The sequence below is a fragment of the Variovorax sp. 01T439_2 genome, from assembly GCF_056398445.1.
On record NZ_JBFTPJ010001234.1, the window covers coordinates 1 to 1,344 of the forward strand.

The window sequence follows — 1,344 nt, forward strand, 5'->3', positions numbered from 1 at the left end:
GCGTCAACCTGCGCAAGACCACCGTAGCTTCCTATCAGCTGGCGCTCCAGGCGGTGGGCCTCGAGGCCCACCGGGTGGGGGAGGCGGGCCTGCAGCTGGCGCGCGCGCGCCCGGTGCAGCAGCTGCCGGGGTTTGCCGACGGCGAATGCTCGGTGCAGGACGCCGCCGCGCAGCTGGCCGCGCCGCTGCTGCTCGAATGCCTGCTGCCCGCGGCCGGCGCGGCCCCCCTGCGCGTGCTCGACGCCTGCGCCGCTCCCGGCGGCAAGACCGCGCACCTGCTGGAATTTGCCGGGCCGGCGGCCATCGAGGTGACGGCGCTCGAGGTCGATGCCGCCCGCAGCCGCCGCATCGACGAAACCCTGGGCCGGCTCGGCCTGTCCGCCAGGGTGGTGGTGGCCGACGCCGCGCGGCCGGCCGCCTGGTGGGACGGCACGCCCTTCGACGCCATCCTGCTCGATGCGCCGTGCACCGCCTCGGGCATCGTCCGGCGCCATCCCGACGTGCGCTGGCTGCGCCGCGAGAGCGACACCGCCCAGCTGGCGGTCCAGCAGGCGGCGCTGCTCGCGGCCCTCTGGCCCCWGGTCCGGCCCGGCGGCCGGCTGCTCTACTGCACCTGTTCCGTCTTCCGGGAAGAGGGCTCGCAACAAATCGATGCGTTCCTTGCGCACAACACCGACGCCCGATTGGGGGCATCGCCGGGCCATTTGCTTCCCCAAAGCGGGGCGAATGCCCGCGCCGTCCCGGACAATCCCTCAGGTGACCACGACGGCTTCTTCTACGCCCTGCTTGAAAAACGTCCGCGCTGAGGCCCGCAGGCGGCGCATCCTGGCGCCGCTGGCCGGGCTCGTGCTGGCCTGGGCATTGCTGCTGACCTGCCTGCTTCCGATTGCGCTGGCGCAGGGGCGCGTCGTGCCATCGGTCACCCAGATGCGGCTGGAACAGGCCGACGACGGCGTCTACCTCACCGCGGCCGTGCAGTTCGAGCTGCCCTCGCTGGTCGAGGAAGTGCTCGACAAGGGCATTGCCATCTATTTCGTGGCCGAGGCCGAGGTCTTCCAGGAGCGCTGGTACTGGACCGACCGCAAGGTGGCCCAGGTCACGCGCCACATGCGGCTGGCCTACCAGCCACTCACGCGCCGCTGGCGGCTCAACGTGTCGCCGGTGCCCATCACCGGCACCGCGGGCTTCGGCGTTTCGCTGAACCAGAACTTCGACAGCCTCGCCGACGCCATGGACGCCGTCAAGCGCGTCGGCCGGCTGCGGCTGGGCGATGCGGCCGAGGTCGGCGACGAGGCGCAGCACCAGGTCGTGTTCCGCTTCCGGCTCGACACCTCGCAGCTGCCG

Annotated in this window: 2 protein-coding genes; both read left to right on the forward strand. The window is 72.3% G+C overall.

Annotated elements, in window-relative coordinates; genetic code table 11:
- Nucleotides 1-806 (forward strand): 16S rRNA (cytosine(967)-C(5))-methyltransferase (locus AC1DOC_RS33860; protein ID WP_478131592.1); only part of this gene is annotated, 806 nt, incomplete at its 5' end.
- A partial coding sequence (locus tag AC1DOC_RS33865) for a DUF4390 domain-containing protein (RefSeq protein ID WP_478131593.1) occupies nt 787-1,344 on the forward strand: 558 nt, incomplete at its 3' end. The genes AC1DOC_RS33860 and AC1DOC_RS33865, both read left to right, overlap by 20 nt.